General features: G+C 66.8%; 15 protein-coding genes. 10 read left to right on the top strand and 5 right to left on the bottom strand.

The genetic code is table 11. The features are described 5' to 3' along the window. Positions 1 to 90: 90 nt before the first annotated feature. Entirely contained in the window at positions 91 to 3,501 is a 3,411-nt protein-coding gene (locus SH602x_RS15250) for a YCF48-related protein (RefSeq protein ID WP_479473122.1), read from the bottom strand. Positions 3,502 to 3,792: 291 nt separating this feature from the next. On the opposite strand from SH602x_RS15250, the gene SH602x_RS15245 reads away from it, so the two are divergent. The 3 genes from SH602x_RS15245 to SH602x_RS15235 all read left to right on the top strand — a co-directional run bounded on the left by SH602x_RS15245 (position 3,793) and on the right by SH602x_RS15235 (position 6,552). Then, positions 3,793 to 4,989 carry a sulfotransferase family protein gene (locus SH602x_RS15245; RefSeq protein WP_479473121.1) on the top strand — a complete coding sequence of 399 codons (1,197 nt, stop codon included), beginning with the start codon at positions 3,793 to 3,795 and terminating at the stop codon, positions 4,987 to 4,989. Positions 4,990 to 5,174: 185 nt separating this feature from the next. Further along, complete coding sequence (locus SH602x_RS15240; RefSeq protein ID WP_479473120.1) at positions 5,175 to 5,936, top strand: peptidylprolyl isomerase; 762 nt, start codon at positions 5,175 to 5,177, stop codon at positions 5,934 to 5,936. A gap of 397 nt (positions 5,937 to 6,333) precedes the next feature. Further along, complete coding sequence (locus SH602x_RS15235) at positions 6,334 to 6,552, top strand: hypothetical protein (protein WP_479473119.1); 219 nt, start codon at positions 6,334 to 6,336, stop codon at positions 6,550 to 6,552. 94 nt (positions 6,553 to 6,646) lie between these two features. Here the strand turns inward: SH602x_RS15235 and aroA are convergent, their stop codons facing one another. Continuing rightward, positions 6,647 to 7,954 (bottom strand): 3-phosphoshikimate 1-carboxyvinyltransferase, encoded by a 1,308-nt coding sequence (gene aroA / locus SH602x_RS15230; protein ID WP_479473118.1) that lies wholly within the window; start codon positions 7,952 to 7,954, stop codon positions 6,647 to 6,649. Between the two features lie 189 nt (positions 7,955 to 8,143). On the opposite strand from aroA, the gene SH602x_RS15225 reads away from it, so the two are divergent. Then, positions 8,144 to 8,650 carry a hypothetical protein gene (locus tag SH602x_RS15225; RefSeq protein WP_479473117.1) on the top strand — a complete coding sequence of 169 codons (507 nt, stop codon included), beginning with the start codon at positions 8,144 to 8,146 and terminating at the stop codon, positions 8,648 to 8,650. A gap of 136 nt (positions 8,651 to 8,786) precedes the next feature. Continuing rightward, positions 8,787 to 8,999: a type II toxin-antitoxin system HicB family antitoxin gene (locus tag SH602x_RS15220; RefSeq protein WP_479473116.1), complete on the top strand. Its 213-nt coding sequence runs from the start codon at positions 8,787 to 8,789 to the stop codon at positions 8,997 to 8,999. A gap of 29 nt (positions 9,000 to 9,028) precedes the next feature. Here the strand turns inward: SH602x_RS15220 and SH602x_RS15215 are convergent, their stop codons facing one another. Both SH602x_RS15215 and SH602x_RS15210 read right to left on the bottom strand, forming a co-directional pair. Continuing rightward, entirely contained in the window at positions 9,029 to 10,252 is a 1,224-nt protein-coding gene (locus SH602x_RS15215) for a PQQ-like beta-propeller repeat protein (RefSeq protein ID WP_479473115.1), read from the bottom strand. Positions 10,253 to 10,304: 52 nt separating this feature from the next. After that, positions 10,305 to 11,585 (bottom strand): hypothetical protein, encoded by a 1,281-nt coding sequence (locus tag SH602x_RS15210; RefSeq protein ID WP_479473114.1) that lies wholly within the window; start codon positions 11,583 to 11,585, stop codon positions 10,305 to 10,307. Positions 11,586 to 11,845: 260 nt separating this feature from the next. On the opposite strand from SH602x_RS15210, the gene SH602x_RS15205 reads away from it, so the two are divergent. From SH602x_RS15205 to SH602x_RS15195, 3 genes are all read left to right on the top strand, one after another. Next, positions 11,846 to 12,577, top strand: a complete 732-nt coding sequence (locus SH602x_RS15205; protein WP_479473113.1) for a hypothetical protein — start codon at positions 11,846 to 11,848, stop codon at positions 12,575 to 12,577. A 223-nt stretch (positions 12,578 to 12,800) separates the two neighbouring features. After that, positions 12,801 to 13,154: a hypothetical protein gene (locus SH602x_RS15200; RefSeq protein ID WP_479473112.1), complete on the top strand. Its 354-nt coding sequence runs from the start codon at positions 12,801 to 12,803 to the stop codon at positions 13,152 to 13,154. A 113-nt stretch (positions 13,155 to 13,267) separates the two neighbouring features. Next, positions 13,268 to 15,184, top strand: coding sequence for an Nramp family divalent metal transporter (locus tag SH602x_RS15195; protein WP_479473111.1), 1,917 nt, complete (start codon positions 13,268 to 13,270; stop codon positions 15,182 to 15,184). Between the two features lie 129 nt (positions 15,185 to 15,313). Here the strand turns inward: SH602x_RS15195 and SH602x_RS15190 are convergent, their stop codons facing one another. After that, entirely contained in the window at positions 15,314 to 17,275 is a 1,962-nt protein-coding gene (locus SH602x_RS15190) for an SHD1 domain-containing protein (protein WP_479473110.1), read from the bottom strand. 231 nt (positions 17,276 to 17,506) lie between these two features. Between SH602x_RS15190 and hemL the strand changes: the two genes are divergently transcribed. Continuing rightward, positions 17,507 to 18,808, top strand: coding sequence for a glutamate-1-semialdehyde 2,1-aminomutase (gene hemL / locus SH602x_RS15185; RefSeq protein ID WP_479473109.1), 1,302 nt, complete (start codon positions 17,507 to 17,509; stop codon positions 18,806 to 18,808). A gap of 70 nt (positions 18,809 to 18,878) precedes the next feature. After that, a complete protein-coding gene (locus SH602x_RS15180) occupies positions 18,879 to 20,804 on the top strand; it encodes a heavy metal translocating P-type ATPase (RefSeq protein WP_479473108.1) in 1,926 nt (641 codons plus the stop codon). Positions 20,805 to 21,401 lie beyond the last annotated feature (597 nt).

Here is a 21,401-nt window from a genome sequence, read left to right as displayed (position 1 = left end):
CAGAGGGACCAGCGGCGACGGGCAGGTCGGAATATACGTCCCCGGCACGACGCTCGAAAGCAGGCCCTCCGCGCGAAGCGGGGAGCGCCTCTATCGCATCTTCGGTAATCGCGTCGGTCGGAGGGGCTGGTTCGGCGACTCGTCGAACTGAAGCGCCGCGCTCGGTAGCGAAGCAGGTCGCTCGAATGCCGGCGCCGCGGCGACAGGCGCTTCGCTCGCTCCCGGGGCGAAGGGCGCTTCTGGCAGACTCTCGACGACCGGACCGGCTACGCCTGGCGCACTGTCGACGCCCATCGAGTCGGCTACGGGCGAATCGGCGACGCCCATCGGACCTCCGTCCATCCAGAGCGTCCGGCGAACGGGCAAGCTGGGATCGTCAGCCGGCTGGCCCGACAGAACGTCGAACGTCCCCTCGCCTGGCACGATCCGGTAGACGCCGAGCGCCGCGACGATCGGAGCGACCTTCTTGCCGGCCCATTCCGACGTACGCGGGATGGCGATTTCGACGCTCCACGAATCTCCCGCGCTGGTCGTCGCGGCGTACCACGTGGGACTGAAGCTGGCGTCGCCGATCATCGATTCGCGACAGCGACCGAACCGATCGACCTCGAACCGCATCGACGTCAGCGCGTCGCCGTCGGCGTCGAGGACCAGGGCCAGGCGCTCGGTTCCCAGCACTGCGGCGTCGCGACGTGCCGATGCCGCCGGAATTCTGCGAGCGGGCAGCGCCTGCCCGGCATCCCGCTGTGCGGGCGACAGCTTAGGCGTCTGATAGAAGACGAAGAGAAAGTCGTCGTCGAAGCCGATCGCCAGACGTTCGCCGTCGCGTCGGTCCGCCAAAGCGGCGTCGATCCAGGCAGGTTCGTCCGGACGACCGTCGAGGTAAGGTTTGTCGCTCATGCGGACGATCTGCACCAGCGAGGCGCTCGAACCGGCGACGGTTCCGTCGATCAGCGCCGCGAGCGACGGCGGAAGCGTCGCGATGAGCTGAGCTGGATTCGTCCCTGAAATGACGGCTCCCCCCTGCGACTGTCCGATCGCCCAGGCGGCGAATTGCGGTCGCGGCCATGCGAGCGTCCAGGGCGCCGCGCGATTCATGCGATCGATGCGCGAGATCGGACTTTCGACGTCGTCCGCTTTCGCGATGCCCAGTTCGACTTCGTTCAACTGTTCCGCCACGGCCTTCGGAACCGGGCCGAACGCGATGGCGCCCGGTTCGATCTCGACCGCGCGATACTCCAGGTCGTCCTTCCGAACCGACGCTCCGCTCGGATCCGAGGCTTGCTTCGGCAGTTCGAACGATTGCACTCCAGGTAGCAGCGATACGGTCTCCCGCTCCCTGGCTTCCGCTCGCGCTTCGGCCACGCGATCTTTCGCCGCTCGAATTTCTTTGCTGGCAGCAGCCGTCGCCAGCCGCAGCGACGCGTATTCGGCCAGCGTTCCCTGCGGATCACGGTCGACCAGCGTTCGCCACGCGACCTCCGCCAGGTCGTCACGCCCGCGAGCGCTCGCGAGGCAGGCGCACGAATGCAACGCCGCGCTCGCCGCCGGAGGTCCGAACGTCGCCGTGCGGCGGACGGCGTCCTCGAACCGGGCGACGAAGCTTTCTCCCTGCGTCTCCGGATGAGCCAGCGTCTCGAAGGAACGGCGCCAGGGAAGAGCCTCCGTATGCTCGCGCAGCCGAGAAGCGTCGGGCGGCGTCTTCTCGCGCCTGCGGGCCGAACCTGCCGAGGCGCTGATATCGGCGAACAGTTCATTCGCACCGCCGCGCGGCAGGTTCCGACGGATCTCCGCGTAGCGGATGACGTCCTTCCACTTCAGTGCCGGCGCCGTTTCGAGGTAGGCGTTCAGAACCAGGGCGTACTCGACCAGGGAAAGTCGCGCGGCCGCGACATAGTCGGCGCCGTCCGTGCGGAGAGATACGTCCGGACTGGAAGTTGGCGACGCGATCCGCTTGGGTTGCCAGGGCTCCAGGCCGAGCGTCCGCATCGCCGAGTATTCGAACTGAGGATCGGCAGCCCGATCGAACGCCGCCAGGGCGAAGCGATGTGCCTGCTCGTCCGCCGGCGTGCCGCCCAGCGAGGGAGGCGCAGGGATCAGCGCCGCTTCGGGTCGCCAGACTCGAATCCAGGCTGCCAGCCGCCCGATCGCCGCCTCCTCGGAGCCGACGCCCTCGCGAGCCATCTTTCCGAGAGCGGCGTTCATATCTTCCAGCGCCCCGGGCGGAAGGACGCGACCGGTCAGGTTCTCGACCGATCCTCCTCCGCACTCGGCGCTGGCGAAGGCGAGTCTCGCGCCGGCGGTCGGTCCCGACCAGGCGCCTTCGTCGTCGACGTCGGCCAGCGTCCAGTTCACCGCGCGGTAACCGTCGACCGTAGCATGCTTCGCAAGCGGCTCCAGCGGCGCATCGTGCGGCGAGGCGGAGAACGTCGCGAGCGCTGCCGCTCTTCCGGTGCCGCGGGTCACCTGCCAGGACTTTCCGCCGTCGAGCGTCCGACGGATCGTTCCGAGCGCGCCGACGGCCCAGCCTCGACCGCGGTCGAGGAAGAAGATTCGCTCGATCGGCAACGGATCGAGATTCGTATGAAACTTCCAGGTCGCGCCGACGTCGTCCGATTCGGCGACGATCGAACCGGGCGAACCGGCGAGCCAGATCGACGTCCCGCGGACGGCGACGCTCTTCCAATGGACGATCCGGCTCAGTTCCGTCGGCAGCGGACGAACGACCTGAAACGTCGCGCCCGAGTCGGTCGAGACCGCGGCGAAAGCGTCCGCCCCCGCTGCCGCGACGATCGGACCGTCATGCGACAGGGCCTTCACGACCGGCTGGTTCGCCTCCGGAAACTTCACCGATTCCAGCGTCCCTTCCCGAACCCGGCTCACCGCTCCTAGTGCATCGACGAACAGCCACGTTCCCGCGTCGGCCCGAGTCGCCGCCGTGATGGGGGCACGGCGATCGATTCCCTCGCGGCGAAAACCCATGGTCGGCCCGCTCCAGGGAGCGAGGCCGGTGCGTGCATGCAGGTTGACGTAGCCGTAGGCGGTAAGTTCCTCTTCGCCCACGGCCAGTCCGAGAAAACCGGGCTGCAAGCGGGCTGCCTGAGCCGTCGGATTGCGGGATTCGTTCGTCTGACGGATCCAGGTCTCTCCGCCGTCCGCGGTCGACAGGACCTCGGCCGACGCCCGATGCGTGTAGGGGGAGAGCTTCCAGCCGACGATCAACCCCCGTTCGCGATCGGCGAACGCGACGCCCGTCAGCATGGCGGTCGAATCGACTGCCGCCTGGATCCAGGTCTCCCCGCCGTCGGTGGTGCGGAGAACGGTTCCCGCATCGCCGACCGCCCAGCCATCCTCGGTATTGAGGAACGTCACGTCGCGCAGCGTCGCGTCCTGTCGCAGGCCAGCCGATTCCGCGTCGATCGCCAGCGCCGCGCTGCCGAATCCGAGGCAGACGAGCGACGCGAGAGCCAGCGACGTCAGCAAGTTGGCGAGGCGGTGCATCAGCGGTCGCCGAGCGGAAGAAGACGGAGGCACGCTGCGTCGCGGCGTCGAAGAGCGGACGCCAAGGCGCAGGATCGGCGGGGGCTTATATCCGATTCCCCTGCGCCGCGTCCAGACGCGTCCTTCGCCCTTCGTCCGTTGAAGCAGCGAAGCGGAGGCGACGCCGGGTTCATCGGATCCCGAACGCCGGGTAAGCTCGTCTATGCCCGAAAATGGCGATTCGGTACAACGGCTCGGACGATCGCACCTCCGATCGCGACGCGTCTGCTACCGAAGCGCCTGGATTCGCCGGTGAACGTTCCCCACTCCGTCAGCGGCGTTCGTCGCTTTTTCCGCAGCCCGCCGCGCATGCCGACCGCCGAGCGAACGAAGCCCGCCCCGCTCAACGCCTACCCGTTCTACAGCCCCCGGTTCTGGCACGGGATGCGGTTCCGCGCGCTGTTCGCGCTGTGGGCCCGCAATCGCTTTCGCATGCACCCGCTGCGGTGGCCGATGGCCGTGCTGCTGGTTCCGGTCGCGGGCGTCAATTCGCTCTTCTATCGCGTGCAGAACCTGTTCTACGCGAAGCGGATCGAAGAGACCGAGCTCGTCGCCCCGCCCGTGTTCATCGTCGGGCACTGGCGTTCGGGCACGACGATGCTGCACGAGATGATGGTGAAGGACGAGCAATTCGCTTTCTCGGAAACCTACGACTGCTTCGCGCCGAATCACTTCCTGGCGACCGGAAGCTGGCTGCCGAAGTTGATCTGGTTCCTGATGCCGAGCAAGCGTCCGATGGACGACATGGCGACGGCGTTCGATCTGCCGCAGGAAGACGAATTCGCCCTGCTGGGACTCGGAACGCCGACGCCCTACCTGCGGATGGCCTTCCCGAACGAGCCCGCGCCGTACGAATCGCTGTACTCCATGTCGGGCGAAGAGCCCGAACTGGAAGAGCGATTCGGCAAGTCGCTGAAGTGGTTCTTCAAGGCCCTGACGGTCAAGAATCCGAAGCGCCTGGTGCTCAAGTCGCCGCCCCACTGCGGACGGCTGGAATTCCTCTCCCGGCTCTTCCCGGGCGCGAAGTTCATCTACATCGCCCGGTCGCCCTACCGGGTGATCCCGTCGACCGATCGCCTCTGGCGGGCGCTCGACGCGGCGCAGGGGTTCCAGTTTCCGAAGCATCGGAACTTGGAGAACTACGTCTTCGACACGTTCGATCGCCTCTTCGACGCGTACGAGTCGCAGCGACACGGCTTCGACGAGAAGACCCTCTGCGAGATGCGTTACGAGGACCTGGTCAAGGCGCCGCTCGAAACGCTGGAACAGGTCTACCGACAGCTCGAGCTTCCCGGCTTCGACGCCGTGCGCCCGAAGATCGTCGAGTACCTGGAATCGCGCAAGGATTACCGTCCGAACAAGCACGAACCGGACGCCGAACTTCGCCGGAAGATCGGCGAACGCTGCGGCAAGTATCTCGAGCGATTCGGATACGCCCGCGAAGAATAAGTTTTCTGGTCCGCTCGCGAACCGCGGGCGGATCGCTCGCGTACAGACGCCGTACGAAGGCAAGATGCCCTCGTGCGGCCGATACGACGCGCGGAGCCCTCGAGCAGTCGCCGAGCGGCGAAACGCGTTCGAACCTTTTCGGCAGTCGACTGACGAAGCTCACGTTTCGTCGCAGGGAGGCCACGATGCGCCACATTCATTCGACCGTTTCCTGGTCCGTTTCCTCGATCGCGGGCGCGCTCGCCCTGACGGTCGCGGGTTGCGGTTCCTCTGAAGTCCCTACCGCCCAGGGAACGTCCGCCCCGGCCAACGCCGCTGCGAATGACTCGGCGGCTGCGACCACCGTCGCGAAGGCGTCGACCGCCCGCGGCCTGCCCCCTGCCCCGCCGGTCGACTCGGAGTTCGTCGCCGCGGAGACGCCGGTCGTCGATCGCACGCCGAGCGCCCGTCCGCAGATCGTGCTGCACACCAGCCGCGGTCCGGTGACGATCGAGCTGTTCCGCGACGAAGCCCCGCAGACGGTCAAGAACTTCCTGGAGACCTACGTCGAGAACGGCCTCTACTCGCACACGGTCTTCCACCATGTCGATGCCGGGTTCATCGCCATCGCGGGAGGCTACGACTCCGAGCTCCGACCGGTCTACGCCGGCGACCCGATTCCGAACGAATCCTCGCCCGACCGAAAGAACGTCAAGGGAACGGTCGCCATGATCCGTCTGCCGGACGACGTGAACTCCGCCACGTCGCAGTTCTTTTTCAACCTGAACGACAATCCCGACTTCGACGCCTCCCAGGCTGGCGAGGGCTACTGCGTCTTCGGACGCGTCGTGAACGGACTTGATATTTTGGATGCGATAGCCGCATCGCCGACTACGTCGACGGGGGAATTCGAGAAGATTCCTTCGGATCTGGCGCAGATCGAAGCGTTAGGCGTGCTCCGGTACTAAAGCCGGTCGCCGCGCGGCGGCAAAGAACGGCGCACGATCGTCGAAATTCGTGCGCCCGCTATTCCTCAAACTCTTCTCGCAGCTCTTCTTACGTCGTGTCGCCGGCCTCTCCCAGGAGAGGATTTCCGGCGATCGGTCCTGCCGTGTCAGCAGGCCGTGCGATTATGAAATCTCGCAGTTGCGACTGCGCGCGATAAGCGCTTCCAATCTTTGCGCTGGTTTCACGCGCGAACCCTTGCTACCCGGGAGGCGGTCTCTATCATGGCCTGACCTGACGCACGGAAGCTTCCTCTCCCATCAATGCGACTTTCTCTGCCTTCGCTTGACTCTAGCGGTCGATAAATTTATGCTGCGTGACGTTCACGGGGATTCCCCATCGGTAGAAGGACACGCCGAGATGTCGCAGACCTTCGTCGTTCAGGGTTGCCCCATCTGCGGCCGACGCCTGCAGATCCGGATGCACTTCGTCGGACGTCGCGTTCAGTGCACGCATTGCGGCGGAAGCTTCCGTTCGCGAATCGAGTCCGACGCGTTTCCGACGACGACTTCGGATCTGGCGAGCGAGAGGCGTTCCAGCGAGCGCCTGGAAGACGAACTCCCGGTGCTTCCGCGGTGAGTCCCCCGTGCTTCCGCGCTGAGCGGCGGCGTTCGCGCTCTCCCGGCCGCTTGCCGCCGGGATCGAGCCGACATCGTGAAGTCAGCACGCGACGTCAGCTAACGGGCGTCGCGATCCGGGCCAGATCCTCGAAGAACCAGGGATAGGTCTTCGTCACGCACGCCGGATTCCGCAGGACCACGCCGGGGATCCGGAGCCCCGCGACGGCGAAGCTCATCGCCATCCGATGGTCGTTGTAGGTATCGACCGCGGCGGCATGCAGCGGACCGGGCTCGATCCGCAGGCCGTCCTGAAACTCGACGACCTTGGCGCCGAACTTCCGCAGTTCCCGCGCGAGGTCGCCGATCCGGTCGGTCTCCTTGTGGCGGATATGCTCCACGCCGCGAATCTCCGTCGGACCCTCCGCGAAGAGCGACACGACCGCCAGGGTCTGCACCGTGTCGCTGATCGCGTTCATATCGGTCTCGATCCCGCGCAGGCGGTCGGCGCCGGCGACGCGGATCCCTTCGGCGGTCTCTTCGACGCGGCAGCCCATCGCCTCCAGCCGCCGGCAGAATTCGACGTCTCCCTGGAGCGCGTCGAACCGCAGCCCCTCCACCAGGACGCTTCCGCGCGTGACGGCGGCAGCGGCCCAGAAGTAGCTCGCCGCCGAGGCGTCGGGCTCGACGGCGTAGCGCGTACCCTGGTACCGCTGCGGCGCCGGCACGCGGAAGCGGGAGAAATCGCCGCGCTCGACCATCACGCCGAACGCTTCCATCACGCGGCAGGTCATCTCGACGTAGGGGACCGAAACCAGTCGCCCTTCCACGGCGATCGTGACGTCGCCCTTCGCGTAGGGCGCCGCCATCAGCAGGCCGCTCAGGTACTGGCTCGAAATCTCGCCGGAGACGAGCGCTTCTCCGCCAGAGAGTCCCTCCGCGATGAGTTCGACCGGCGGACAATTCGATCCGAGCGGACAGGTCGCCGTCGCGCCGAGTCGGCGGAGCGGTTCGAGCAGGTCGCCGATCGGGCGCTGACGCATCCGCTCGATGCCGTCCAGCCGGAACTTGCCGTGCCCCGCGGCGAGCGCCGCGGTCAGAAAGCGGATGCTGGTGCCGCTGTTGGCGAGATAGAGTTCCGCCTCGCGGACCGGCCAGTCGCCGCCCGAGCCCTCGACGATCAGCGTCGAAGCGTTCCCCGCGGCGTCGCGCTTCGCCTCGACCTTCACGCCGAGCCGCGCCAGCGACTCCTGCATGACGATCGTATCTTCGGATTCCAGAGCGCCTTCCAGGACGCTCGATCCTTCGGCCATCGCCGCGCAGATCAGCGCACGATTCGTGACGCTCTTCGACCCGGGCGGACGAACGCGGGCGTTCATCGGACCGGAAACAGGAACCGTCAGTTCAGGCGGAAAAGCGTGCATGCCGGCCGCGTCGGAAGGTAAAAGCGAAGCGGCCCATCTTAATCGACTTCGCAGGCGCGAGAGCGACGCGAGACGCAGTCGCCCTTTCAAGGTAAAACACGTTACGCTCGAAAGTGACGGCCATCGACGGGACGAGCGCCTTCGCGACAGCATCGAACCGAGCCCGACGAACGGCGATCGGAGTCGAGAATGGGATACCACGTCGATCGCCTGAAACGACCGTACGACTATCGCACGCTTATCGAGGCGTACATTTACGCCCAGCGTAAGGACTTCGTTCATTCGGACTTCGAGAAGTACTACGCGGCCCTGCTGGAAGCGCTGCAGAACCGCTTCGGCATTCGGCTGTCGTCCGACGGCATGTCCTCCACCGAAAGAGTTTTATGGAGTCTCTTCGTAAACACTGTGCGGTCGTTGGGGCAGATCGCTAGTCCCTGGGACGGATACCTTGAAGCCGGTTTGCTTGTCATCAAGCTGCGGCAGAGCGGCGAACCGGGGCGCGTCGTCGAAAGCGCCAGCGCTGCGATTGGCGAAGCGAATCGAGCGAGTAGTGCGGCTCATCGCGAGATCCGGTATGCATTGTTCAGAGCGATTTACGGCGAATGCGATCGCATCGTAACTTCGGAAGAATTGCGCAAAGCAGGATTCGACGATTCCAAGGAGCCGGATATCGTCAATTACTTCGACTACATGTAGACCGGCGGCTCCCGTCGAACCCAACCCGGCGTCGGAGCGGCGAGGCGATCAATGGGCCGGGGAAGCAGACCGACGACTTTGCGCCAGGCTCGCTGAACAGCATCCTCAAGCAGGCCGCTCTTAAGGAGTGACGCGCATGCGATACGCGATCGTCATCGAGCAGGCTGAGGCCAACTACTCAGCCTACCTGCCGGATCTTCCCGGCTGCGTCGCGACCGGCAGCACGCTGGGCGAGGTCGAGGAGCAGATCCGCGAAGCGATCGTCTTTCATCTCGAAGGCCTTCGAGACGACGGACTCGCGGCCCCTTCGCCAAGCAGCTGCGTCGATTACGTCGACGTGGCCGGGTGATGCAACGTGCGAAGTGACGCGAATGGCGCTCACTTGCCCGCCGGGTCGCCGATCTTGAACAGGTGACGATCGGAGCGGACGTAGAGCGCGCCGTCCGCGATCGCGGGCGAGCCCTGCACCGATTCGCCGAGTTGCAGGGAGCTGATCTGCTCCCGGTCGCCTTCCAGCGGAACGATCTGCAGGACGCCGTCGTCGCTCGCGCCGTAGAGCCGGTCGCCGGATATTACGGGCGTGGACCAGAACGAGCCTTCCAGGCGCACCTGCCACTCGACCTCGCCCGAATCAGGCAGACCCGCCGCCAGCACCCCGCCGCGATTGAGCGCGAGAACCTTGCCGCCCGCGATCAACGGGCTGGCGGCGCCCGGCTTGAGCTTGTTGGATGACCAGAGTTTCTCCGGCGCCTTGGTCCGGTCGGAGGCGAGCCGGAACATGGTCAGGCCGTCGAACGGCACGGCGAGAAGATTCCCCTGCTGAACGGCTGAGGGAATCAGATCGACGCCCCCTTCGAGCGACCAGAACTCCTCGCCGTTCGCGGGATCGAGCGCGCTCAGGCGATTCTTGGACTGCACCAGGACCGCCGCGACGGCGCCCTGGTCGTCGACGATCGCGGTCGGACTGGACCAGCTCGCCTCTCGCGGGCGCTCGACCCGCCAGAGCGTCTCGCCCGTCGCGCGATCGATCGAGGCGACGAACGATTCGCCTTGCGATTCGATCTGCACGACGACGCAGGGGCCGACGACCAGCGGCGACGAGGCCATGCCCGCGTCGTTGCCGACGTGGGGATAATCGTACGCCAGCCCGCGGTACCACAGCAGCTTCCCGTCGAGATCCAGGCAGATCAGATCGTTCGAAGAATAGAACGCGAAGATCCGTTCGCCGTCGCTGCACGGGGTGTTCGCGGCGACCGCGCTGGTCGGATGCGTGGCCGTGCGGCCCGTCGCCCAGAACTGCCGCTCCCAGAGTCGGTCGCCAGTCTTCGCGTCGAAAGCGAGCACATGCAGGCGATCCTGCTTGGCGCCGCTCGACGCGGTCACGATGACCTTGTCGCCGACGACGATGGGACTCGACGGTCCGCGCCCCGGAAGTTCCGCCGACCAGAGCGGATTGCTCTCCGCGTTCAGTTCCTTCGGCAGCTTGGAATCCTGAACGATTCCCAGATCGGGACCGCCGCGAAACGAAGGCCAGTCCGCGTTCGCCGACAGGCAGCAGGCCGCCGAGAGCGCCAGGCCGCCGAGCATCGTTTTCTGCATCATCGCATCGCCTTCGATTCGTACTGACTGTCGACTTGTCTGAGGCCGGAGGCTTCTACCGCGAAGCGACCGCCGGAACGTTCGCCGGGGCCGCGACGGCGTCGGGCGCGGGTCGGTCCTGCGAGTGAATCGCGGCGCCGGTGGGATCGCTGACTCGGCACTGGAAGGCGAACGCCTCGGCCCAGTTCTCGGTCTGCTCGTTCTGGCAGATCTTCAGCAGGATCGCGTTCTTGCCCTGCTTCAGGCGGAACTTTCCGACGTACTGATCGACGCTCGTGCCGGTGTGGTAGACGTCATTGACGAGGACTTCCTCGCCGTTCACCCAGGCCTTGTTCGCGTTGATGCAGCCGAGCCGAAGCTGCGCGTCGCGCTCCTCGGGCGAAACGAACTCTGCATAGGCGTAGACGCAGACGCCCTTCTCCTTAGCGAAGGGTTCGTTCAGGTCGAGCTTGCCGTAATTGTCGTCGGTTTTGATCGCCTGCCAGCGGACCCTGCCGTGCTTGCCGTCATATTCGGCGGCGACGTCGACGAAGCCTCCGGCGTTCTTCGTCGCCTCGAGCTCGGGGCCCATGGCTCGTACGAAGCCCGCTTCGCCGACGTTGTCGAACGGTCCGGCGACCTGCCATTGCATGATGAAGCCGAACAGCTCCGCGAGGTCGACCTTCTGGCCCAGATCGCTGAGCTTCTTCTCCAGCATCTGAATCTGGTCGATATCGCGGGCGTCCACGATGGTCCGGCGATAGAGGCCGATCGCTTCGTCCTTCCGTTCCTCGGCCAGCGCCTTGTCCGCGCGGCCGATGACGAGTTCCAGCGCGTCGCGCCTGAGTTCGAGGCTCGGGTCCTGGGTCATGCTGCCGAGCAGAGCTTCCCGAACTCCGGGCTTCTCCTTCACGAGCAGCTCGAACGCCAGACGCCGGGCGCGGGGGTTCTGCTGCGTGTCCTCGACGAACGCTTCCAGTTCGTCGAGCGGAAGCTTCACGGCCCCGCCCTCGGCCTTCGCAGCGGCGTTCTCGATCGCGCCGCGGAGCCAGTTCTCGGCCAGCGGGTTGTCGCTCGGCATCGCCTGAAGCAAGGGAAGAATCTGGTCGGGTCCCGCTTCGTTGAGAACCCCCACCGCTTCCGCGGCGGCGGCCTGCCCCTCGCCCAGCTTGCCGACCGCGACGACCTTGGCGAGCGCCTGATCGAACGCCTCGTCGGCGAACGCGACGTTCGCCGTAATCGACGTCGCAAGAAGCACGAACGCGGCATAGTGCAACTTCAGCGCACAGCGCTGCGTCGAGACGACGCGCGACTCCCGCGAACGGCCTGAAGCAGTCTCGACCCTGGCGACCCGCATGACCCGGCTCCCGTATGACAGTCAGCATCGACCGGCGCATTGTAGCGATCCGCATCGCGGGTTTGAGGCGCCTTCCGCGCGCCTGCGGATCCGCTTTCTTCGGCACGATCCGCGAAGCCGGTTCCCGGGGCATATCCGAAAGAGACAGAGATCTTCGGCAAGGTCTTCGCCGCCGGCAAAGTTCCCGCCGATGATCCTGACTGCCTGAACGTTCCGCTGTTCCAACGGGTCTGCCGCCAGCATCGTCGCAGACGAGACCGATGAGCGACGCCGCTACACTCGACGATTCCGTATCGTGCTTCACGCTGCCGTTTCCAGGCGTCGATGAAGAACGTCCTGCACGGAGCGCTCCGCGTCGGCGGACGACTTCGTCGCAGAAGCCCGCCGCGAATGCCGCACGTCCGACGAGCGGCGACGCCGACTGGTTCGCCGCACGGCTGCCCCAGCACGGGCCGCGGCTAGACGATCATCTGTTTCAGTTTCCGGCGCCCGAGCGCGGCGATGTGGCGTGGGACTGGCGCTGGTCGGCGAGCGACGTCTGGAGCTTCCTGCTTCTGCGAGACGAGAACGGTTCCGCTCGCGATCCCGGCGCCGCACAGATTCTGAGCTGGTTCCAGTCGGTCGATATCGAGGCGCTCGACCCCGCCGAGCGGCTCTGGTCGCTACGGGATTATCTCTACCGGTTCGAGCCGGGTCGGCGCTGGCAGGCGCTGATCGGCGATCTCGACAGCCCCGGTCGCCGGCTCTCCGTCGCGTGGATCGGATCGTTCGAGGGACTCGTCTGGAACGAGACCCGGACGCTCAGGGCAATCGTCCCGACGCCCGGATCGCTCGCCGACGAAGCGATGCCCGATCCGATGACGCTGCGGCTCGACTGGACGGGTCGCGTCGCCCTCGGCGTCGGTCCCGCGCGAGAAGATCTCGCCGCATTTCGCCGCGAAGAACGAACGCCCCTGCCGCTGCAGGTTCATCGCACGACCGACCGGCGGTAGACGCTCGCTTCCGCCGACGAGACGCTGCGCGGACGAGCCGCAAAGACCGCGCGACCGGCAAAGTCTCGCACGGCGGGGCGATTCGGCTGAAGTTCCCGGCGGGGGGCGGCGATAACGAAAAGAGCATTTCCGCGTCCACGCCGTTTTCCGAACGGGCAGGCGCGTCGGCATGAAGCCGAAGATCCACAGGTTCGGGCGCTGCCCAGGGAAGGGAAGAGCCGCCATGAAGCGCTGCTTCGCGTTAGCGTTCCTCGTCGTCGCCGGCGCCGCCGCAAGCGGCTGCGCGATGTGCTGTTCCCCCTACGACGACGCCTACTCCGCTTACGGCGGGAAGTGGCAGCGGGCGGACATGTACAACGGACGTGTCGGTTCCGCCTTCCACCCCGCGCAGGGGGGCGTCAGCGGAGAAGTGATTTACGACGGCAGCATGGCACAGTCCGGCGAAGTGATCTACGAAGGCTCGCCGCAGGGCCAGCCGTACGAGTACTACCAGGATTCGGTGCCGACTCCGCCCCCCAGCGGGCGCACGAGCCCGTTCCAGGAAGAAGCCCGCGCCAAGTCCGCGCCGCGGCGGTAGGCCAAAGACGGCGGGTTCTCCTCCGCTAGTCGATACCGAACGGTCGGCATTCTTTTCTCGTTGCCGGCTCCCGATTAAGGTATGCCTTTCGTTCTCCCGCGAAAGGCCTTTCCATGTCGATGAGTTCCGACGACGGCTCGCTCGAGCCGCAAGACTCGTCGACGAGCGCTCCTTCTGACGAGCGAGCCGGATCGACCGTTTCGATGGTCGAACAGCCGCCGCGAAGCTGGCTCGGCATCGCCGCCCGGATGGGGCCGGGCATGATCGTCGCGGGCTCGATCGTCGGATCGGGCGAGCTGATCGCGACGACGTCGACGGGAGCGCAGGCCGGCTTCACGCTGCTCTGGCTGATCGTGCTGGGCTGCGTGATCAAGGTCTTCGCGCAGGTCGAACTGGGGCGTTACTCCATCTCGTCCGGCAAGACGACGATGGAGGCGATGGCCGAGGTCCCCGGCCCCTCGATCCCCCGCCGGGGCAACTGGCTCGTCTGGTACTGGCTCGCGATGTTCGTGGCCAGCATCGCGCAGCTCGGCGGCATCGTCGGCTCGGTCGGTCAGTCGCTGGCGATCAGCGTGCCGCTGACCGAGACCGGTCGCGTGCTGAACGAACTCGCCTTCCGCGAGACCGAACTCAAGATCGCGCGGCAGCGCCTGAAGAAATCGGACGCCGACTCGCCCGAGCGCAGCGAACTGCTGCAGAAGCTCGTCGAAGCGGAAGCGACCCGGGCCGCCGCCGCGAGCTCTGCGCTCGCCTTCTACGAAAAGCACGACGCAGAGAACGCCGCCCAGTACGTCTACGTGCGCGAAGCGTCGGAGACGCTGCGGCTCGAAACGACGCGCGTGCTGGGGGAGCGGATCGGCTCGCAAACCGATGCGCTCGCGGCGTATCTGCTGGAACTCTCGGAGGCGTCCGCGCTGATGTCGCGGGACGCGAGCGGGGCCGATGCGCTGCCGGCGATCGCGCGGCTCGAAGGGATGGCCGCCGAGCAAGGTTTCGACGGCCTGGCGGAGTCGTACTTCGAGATCGACACGCTGCCTGACGACGTGAAGAGTCGCATGGTGAATCGCGACGACCGGATCTGGGCCGCGCTCACGACGGTCGTCACCATGATCCTGCTGGTGATCGGTCGCTACGCCCTGATCCAGCACTTTTCGACGCTGCTGGTGGCCGGCTTCACGTTCATGACGCTGGTGAACGTGATCCTGTTACAGTTCCACCCGACGTGGAGCGTCTCCTGGAGCGATATCGTCGCGGGTCTGTCGTTTCAGTTGCCGGCCGGCTCGCCCGGCGTGAACCCGGTGTTCACCGCGCTCGCGACGTTCGGCATCATCGGCGTCGGCGCGTCGGAGCTGGTCACCTATCCCTACTGGTGCCTGGAGAAGGGTTACGGGCGCTTCGCCGGTCCTCGCAGCGACAAGCCCGAGTGGGCGGAGCGCGCCCGCGGCTGGATCCGCGTGATGCAGTTCGACGCCTGGGGCTCCGCGGTCGTCTACACCTTCGCGACGATCGCGTTCTACCTGCTGGGCGCCGCGATCCTGTTTCCGCTCGGCCTGGATCCGAAGGGATCGGAACTGATCCGGCAGCTCTCGGCCATGTACCGGCCCGTCTTCGGCGAGCTGACGCAGGGCGTGTTTCTGTTCGGCGCGTTCGCCGTGCTCTACTCGACCTTCTTCGTCGCGAATGCCAGCCACGCGCGGGTCTTTTCCGACGCGCTGCGGGTGATGTCGTTCGTGCCCGACACGCACCGTACGCGGACGTACTTCATCCGACTGTTCAGTGGGCTCTTTCCGCTGCTCTGTCTGACGATCTACCTGTTCCTGCCCGAGCCGCGAGCGCTGGTGCTGCTCTCCGGCGTCGTGCAGGGACTGATGCTGCCGATGCTGGCCGGCGCGGCGGTCTACTTCCGCTATCGCAAGACCGACGAGCGGATCCGCCCCAGGAGCCGGGCCTGGGATGCGCTCCTCTGGCTCTCGTTCGCCGGGATGCTGATCACCGGTCTCTGGACCGCGTTCTCGCACTGGCTGAAGTAGCCAGACCGCTTCTCTGAGTGGACTCCCGTAGGGCAGGCGCCCCGCCTGCCATCTGCAGCGTTTACCCGGTTCGTGGCAGGCGGGGCGCCTGCCCTACAAGAGGCTCCGCTCAGACGGATGCCGCGACGCTCACTGCTGCTTCGCGTCGTTCAGTCCGTCGACGTAGCCGCGATCGTAGTCGGCGAGTTCGTCCTTCGCGATGCGGAACGTCTTGCCTTCGCCGCGAGCGATGCGAACGGCGTCGCCGGCGTCTTCGACGAATTCGCCGACGAGCGTGAACTCTTCGCTCTTATCGGTCCAGGTGCGCTCGACGGGCGGCTTGCCGAGCGTTCCCTCGGCGAGACCCTTCACGTACCCCTGGTCGTAACGCGAGAGCGCCGAGAGCGTGACGACGTAGCGCTCGCCCTTCGGCGTTTCGAGCCGGACCTCGCCCTGATCGTATTCCAGGATCGCCGCCTTCAGCGTGTGCGAGCCGCTGGCGTCGGTCCAGTCGCGGGAGGCTTCGGCGATCTCCGCTGTCGTCGAAGCGTTCTTCGGCTGCGAGTCGCGTACGCCCGACGGCGTTCCCGCGGGCGGCGCGGGAACCGCCTCATTTTCCGCATCGTCGCGAGCGGGGCCTGGCATGGGCAGATCGCGAGGCGCGGGAGAAATCGTCTCCGGAGCAGGACTCGCGGCAGCTCCCGGACCGGTCGCTGGATCCTCTTCGCCCGGGGGCGTGGGCGTGTAGTCGTCGACGCCCCCGACGGCAGGCGGGCTCAGCCGTTCGCCGATGGTCGGATCGAACGCGGGAAGGTTCGCATTCGGACCTGCCGTCGGACGAAGCGACGCGGGGGGAGGCGCCGCGGGGTCGACGATCTGCATCGCGAGCGCGTCGGGCCGGGGGCTCGAAGACTCCTGCGCCAGCACGTCGGAGAGCGGTTCCTCCTCTTCGCCGGAGAACAGCGCGGCTCCCGGCGTCGCGATCGTCTCCGGAGCGCCGACGGCAGACGGGGCGCCGGCCAGGTGGCGTCCCGGTCCGAAGCGAGGCGCGAAGTCCTCCTCCGCGAACGGCGATCCCGCGGGCTGCATCGCTTCGGCGAGATCAGTCCCTTCGGGCGAAGTTTCCTCTTCGACCGGGACCGCTCCGATCGCGTCGCGCAGCGTAGGCGCTTCGCCGAGGCTCTCCGGCCCGGGCGAGAATTCGGGCGGCGTCAGTTCGCCGACGGACGGAGCGAAATCCGCGTTCGCGAGCGGCGCAGGCGGCTGGACAGCGAGATCGGGCGCTCCGACGATCTCGGCCCCGACGATTTCTTCGCCGACCGGGCCGGGCGATTCAGTCGCCGCGATCTCTGGCGCAGCTTCCGAGAACGGGGCGGGCTCTCCCGACGGCGCCGAATCGAACGAGGGTTGAGGTCCGCCTCCCGCGACGCCCGGCGAAAGCGAGGGCGAAAACTCGAGCGGCGGCGGAGCGCTCTCGGCCAACGCCGTCTCCGGATCGTTCATCGGCTCGACGGCGGCCCCAGCGGCCGGGTCAGCGAGCGGGTTCAGACCGGCGGCGTCAGTCGACGGCGGCTGAAACTCTCCGGCGTTCTCCGGCGGCGTGAAGGCTTGCCCGAGCGCAGGAGCGGTCGGACCCTCTGCCCCCTCGAATGCAGGCGCCGAGAGGTCGCCGGCGGGCGCAGGCGTGGCCGAGAAGTCGTTGCCGCTCGGCGAGAACGCGGATGGACTCGGCTCGAACGCTTCCGGCTCGGCAGGCGACGACTTCGGCTCGATCGGGGACGAAGCGACAGGCTCCGGCGGAAATGACGGCGCCGCCGGGATCTGGTTCGGCGAACGTTCCGCGGGAACGCCGGGGACTTCGTCGTTCCTTGCGAAGCTGCTCGCGACGTCGGCAGCCGAGACTTCGCCCAGCGTGGCGTCGACGTTCAGGTCCAGCGGTCCTGCTTCGTCGCCCATCGCGATGTCGAGCGCCGGCTCGCCGGTCGCGCCTTCGCCCGACTGCGGTTTCTCGGCGACTTCCTCGACCGTGAAGCAACCGCCAGCGGAGATCGCCAGCGTCGCGAGAGCGCCCGCGGCGAACGCTCGCCGCAGGGAACGGAAGGAAGCGTTCACGGAACTCTCGTCAGCAGAAGTGGAAAGGTCGCGGTCGCCGCATCGTTCGCGAGAGGCCGCGCGAAGACAAGCGGCGAAGGTGGGCGCCGCGAAGGACTCGCCCCGGAATATCGGCGGCCGGGAATCGCGATACAATCGCTAGCTTACTTAAATCTCCTCGACCTTCCCAAGGTCGAATCGCCATAGCCGCCGACGCCGAAGCCCGATTTCGACGTCGAAAGAGACGTACCTATGTCCTCCGCCGCCGTAAACCGCAGCCGCAGCAGCCAGATCTTTCATCGGGCCCAGGAGCTGATGCCGGGCGGGGTGAACAGTCCCGCGCGAGCCTTCGGCGGCGTCGGCGGCGAGCCGATCGTCATCGCCCACGCCGACGGCCCTTACCTGTTCGACGTCGACGGCAACCGCTACGTCGATTTCATCGGTTCGTGGGGACCCATGATCCTGGGCCATCGTTTTCCCGCGGTGGAACAGGCGGCGATCGAAGCGGTCCGCCGGGGAACATCGTACGGCGCTCCGACCGAGGGGGAGAACCTGCTGGCGGAACTGATCATCGACGCCGTGCCGTCGATCGAGATGGTTCGCCTGGTGAACTCCGGCACGGAAGCGACGATGAGCGCGATCCGCCTCGCCCGGGGCTTCACGGGGAGGGACAAGATCGTCAAGTTCGCCGGCAACTATCACGGTCACGCCGATAGCCTGCTGGTCGCCGCGGGCAGCGCGGCCGCGACGCTGGGGGCGCCGAACTCCCCAGGGGTGACCGCCGGCGCTTCGCGGGACACGATCGTGGTCCGCTACAACGATCTCGATCACGTGAAGCAGGCGTTCGAGGCGTTTCCCGGCCAGATCGCCTGCGTGATCCTGGAGCCGGTCGTCGGCAACATGGGCTGCGTCCTGCCCGAGCCCGGATTTCTCGAAGGCCTTCGCGAACTGACGGAGCGCGAGGGTACCGTCCTGCTGTTCGACGAGGTGATGACCGGCTTCCGCGTCGCGTACGGCGGCGTGCAGGAGCGGTCCGGCATCACGCCCGACCTGACCACGCTGGGTAAGATCGTCGGCGGCGGATTCCCGCTGGCGGCTTACGGCGGCCGCCGCGAGATCATGCAGCGCGTGCTGCCCGCGGGGAAGGTGTTCCAGGCAGGCACCCTGAGCGGGAACCCGGTCGCCGTCGCCGCCGGTCGCGCGACGCTGACCGCTCTGAAGAAGGATCCGCCCTACGAGCGACTGGAAGCGAACTCCGCCCGGATCGCCGAGGCCCTCGATCGCGCGGCGACAGACCGCGGGCTGCCTCACTCGGTCGCGCGGATGGGCTCGATGATGACGCTTTTCTTCGGCACCGATGCGAAGGTCACCGACTGGGACGTCGCCGCGACCCTCGACACGGCCGCCTACGCAAGGTTCTTCTGGGCCATGATGAACCGCGGCGTCTACCTGCCGTGCAGCCAGTACGAAGCCCTGTTCGTCACCGACGCGTTGTCGGAGGACGACGTCGCGTTCACGCTGAACGCGATCGAAGCGGCGATGGGGGAGGTTTAGACCTACTGAGGCGGGCACGGAGCCATTCTCGTTTTTTCGCATCCCGCATCTCCTTCCGAGCGATATCGCCGTGAGAGCATCGTCAACCGCGGCGCCTCCGGTCGTCGAATCGCTCTCCACGTGGGAGGCCGCGGCGGTCGGCGCCTGTGCGGCGTTCGGGATCGCGGGTCTCGGCCTCTCGTATCTGGAGTTCGCCGGCGCCGAAGCGTGGTCGATCGGCTGCTTCGTCGCGGCTTACGTCGCGGGGGGCGCGTTCCCGTTGCAGACGGCCCTCGCCTCGCTGTTCCGGGGGAAGCTGAACGTCGATCTGCTGATGATCATCGCGGCGGTGGGAGCGGCCTCGATCGGCGACTGGGGCGAAGGGACGGTCCTGCTCTTCCTGTTTTCGCTCAGCGGGGCGCTCGAATCCTTCGCGATGGGGCGGACGACGAACTCCATCCGCGCGCTGATGCGACTGCGCCCCTTGGAGGCGACGATCCTCGACGCCGAGGGCGAACGCCGCGTCGCGGTCGAGTCGCTGAAGATCGGCGATCGGCTGCGGATTCGTCCGGGCGAACGCTTTCCCGCCGACGCCGTCGTCCGCGAAGGCGAGACCTGGGCGGACGAATCGACGCTGACGGGCGAAAGCGTCCCTGTGCCTAAGCCCGTCGGTTCGGAGATCTACGCCGGCACCATCAACGGCAGCGGCGCCGTAATCGCGGAGGTCTCCCGGGTCGCCGCCGACTCGGCCATCTCGCGAATCGTGCGATTGGTGGAGGAGGCCCAGTCGCAGAAGACCCCGACGCAGCGCTTCGTCGAGTCTTGGCAACAGCCTTACGTGATCGGAGTTCTGGCCGCTTCGGCAGCCGTCTTCGTCGGGGCGAGACTCGTCCATACGGAGGACTGGTACGACGCCTTCTATCATGCGATGACGCTGCTGGTCGCCGCGTCGCCCTGTGCAGTCGTGATCAGTTCGCCCGCCGTGGTACTCTCGGCGATCGCACGCGCGGCACGCGGGGGAGTGCTCTTCAAAGGAGGCGCCGCGCTGGAAGACTTGGGCGACGCGACGATCATGGCGCTCGACAAGACGGGCACGATCACCGTCGGAAAGCCAGGCGTCACCGATCTGATCCCGGACGAGGGCGTCGACGCGAACGATCTGCTCCGGTGGGCGGCGACCGTCGAGCGGTCGAGCGAACACCCGCTCGCCGGCGCCGTGGTCGACGAAGCGACGCGCCGCGGCGTGACGCTCTCGAACTCGCCTTTGCAGGAGTTTCACAGTCACACGGGAAGAGGCGTCCATGCCCGGGTCGACGGGCTCTGGATCGGCGTGGGGCGGGAGGATCTGTTCGAGACGCACGACCTGACCGTGCCGCAGGCGACGCGCGATGCGGCGGCCGCGCTCCGCCGGGCAGGCAAGACGGCGTTGATCGTGCGCACCGATCAGGGGGGCGGCGCCATCGGCGTCGCCGACCGGATCCGTCCCGAGGCCGCATCGGCTATCGCGTCGCTGAAGCGTCTCGGCATCTCGCGCGTCACGATCCTGACGGGAGACAATCAGCTTGTCGCGGACGAGGTCGCGAAGCAGGTAGGCGCGGACGAAACGCTCGCTGGCCTGATGCCCGATCAGAAGGTCCGCGAGATCAAGCGCCTGAGCGGTACCGTCGAGCGGACGGCGATGACCGGCGACGGCGTGAACGACGCCCCGGCGCTGGCGGCGGCTCACGTCGGGATCGCCATGGGCTCGGGCGGCGTCGACGTCGCTTTGGAGGTCGCGGATGTCGCGCTGATGCGGGACGATCTGCGTGCCCTCCCCTTCGCGGTCTGGATCAGCAGGCTGGCTCGCCGCCGCGTACGGCAGAACCTGATCTTCGCGTTCGGGATGATCGCCACGTTGATCCTGGCGTCGTTCTTCGATCTCCCCCTCTGGCTCGGCGTGCTCGGTCACGAAGGAAGCACCGTCCTCGTCATCCTCAACGGCATCCGCCTGTTGTGGGCGAAAGAGCCGCAGTTTTGACGCCTGCGAGTTCGCGTAGAACGTCACGGAGCGCTGTTCGCGGCCTGCGCATACGTCTCCCGGGTGGCCCGGATTGCTTGCCAATCCGGGTCGACGAAGTCGACAAGAGCAGCGGCAGCCGGAACGTTCGACCAGATCGAAAGCCGTGGCGAACGAACTGTCGATGCTCTTGCGGGCTGCGCCCGCCCGAATTGGCAAGCAATCCCAGAAAGGTCTTAGAACGCTCCCGTTCGTCTGCCAAGTCTACCTCGACGCGGCGTAGGCGAAGGAACGCAAAGCTCAGCGGCGGTCGCCGTTGGGCTTTTTTCGTAGACCGACAGGAACGCGAAGTCGGGCATCGGCACGCGGCAGAACGAACGACAGATGGCGACGTCGGGGCGAAGGGCCGCTAGGTGCTTCTATCGACCGAGGCGACAAGCGACCGCGACAAGCAGGCGCCGCCAAGCGAGCGGTTGCAGCCGAAACCCGATCGCTGAAACGAAGAATAAGGAGGGGGCAACGGCAAACAGCCGCTGCCAAGCGAACGACGAGGGGCTACGGAGTCGCGACCGGAAAAGCGGGTGATCCTGCCCCGTCTGCCCCTCGTCTCTTTTGCAG

The sequence above is a fragment of the Lignipirellula cremea genome (assembly GCF_056501455.1).
This window is presented reverse-complemented; position numbering and strand designations above follow the sequence as displayed.

Excerpts from the sequence above, each read along its gene's own strand:
- SH602x_RS15210 (WP_479473114.1), bottom strand. The coding sequence starts at position 11,585 with ATGCGGGTCGCCAGGGTCGAGACTGCTTCAGGCCGTTCGCGGGAGTCG.
- SH602x_RS15240 (WP_479473120.1), top strand. The coding sequence starts at position 5,175 with ATGCGCCACATTCATTCGACCGTTTCCTGGTCCGTTTCCTCGATCGCG.
- SH602x_RS15225 (WP_479473117.1), top strand. The coding sequence starts at position 8,144 with ATGGGATACCACGTCGATCGCCTGAAACGACCGTACGACTATCGCACG.
- SH602x_RS15235 (WP_479473119.1), top strand. The coding sequence starts at position 6,334 with ATGTCGCAGACCTTCGTCGTTCAGGGTTGCCCCATCTGCGGCCGACGC.
- SH602x_RS15220 (WP_479473116.1), top strand. The coding sequence starts at position 8,787 with ATGCGATACGCGATCGTCATCGAGCAGGCTGAGGCCAACTACTCAGCC.
- SH602x_RS15195 (WP_479473111.1), top strand. The coding sequence starts at position 13,268 with ATGTCGATGAGTTCCGACGACGGCTCGCTCGAGCCGCAAGACTCGTCG.
- hemL (WP_479473109.1), top strand. The coding sequence starts at position 17,507 with ATGTCCTCCGCCGCCGTAAACCGCAGCCGCAGCAGCCAGATCTTTCAT.
- SH602x_RS15250 (WP_479473122.1), bottom strand. The coding sequence starts at position 3,501 with ATGCACCGCCTCGCCAACTTGCTGACGTCGCTGGCTCTCGCGTCGCTC.
- SH602x_RS15205 (WP_479473113.1), top strand. The coding sequence starts at position 11,846 with ATGAGCGACGCCGCTACACTCGACGATTCCGTATCGTGCTTCACGCTG.
- SH602x_RS15200 (WP_479473112.1), top strand. The coding sequence starts at position 12,801 with ATGAAGCGCTGCTTCGCGTTAGCGTTCCTCGTCGTCGCCGGCGCCGCC.
- aroA (WP_479473118.1), bottom strand. The coding sequence starts at position 7,954 with ATGCACGCTTTTCCGCCTGAACTGACGGTTCCTGTTTCCGGTCCGATG.
- SH602x_RS15215 (WP_479473115.1), bottom strand. The coding sequence starts at position 10,252 with ATGATGCAGAAAACGATGCTCGGCGGCCTGGCGCTCTCGGCGGCCTGC.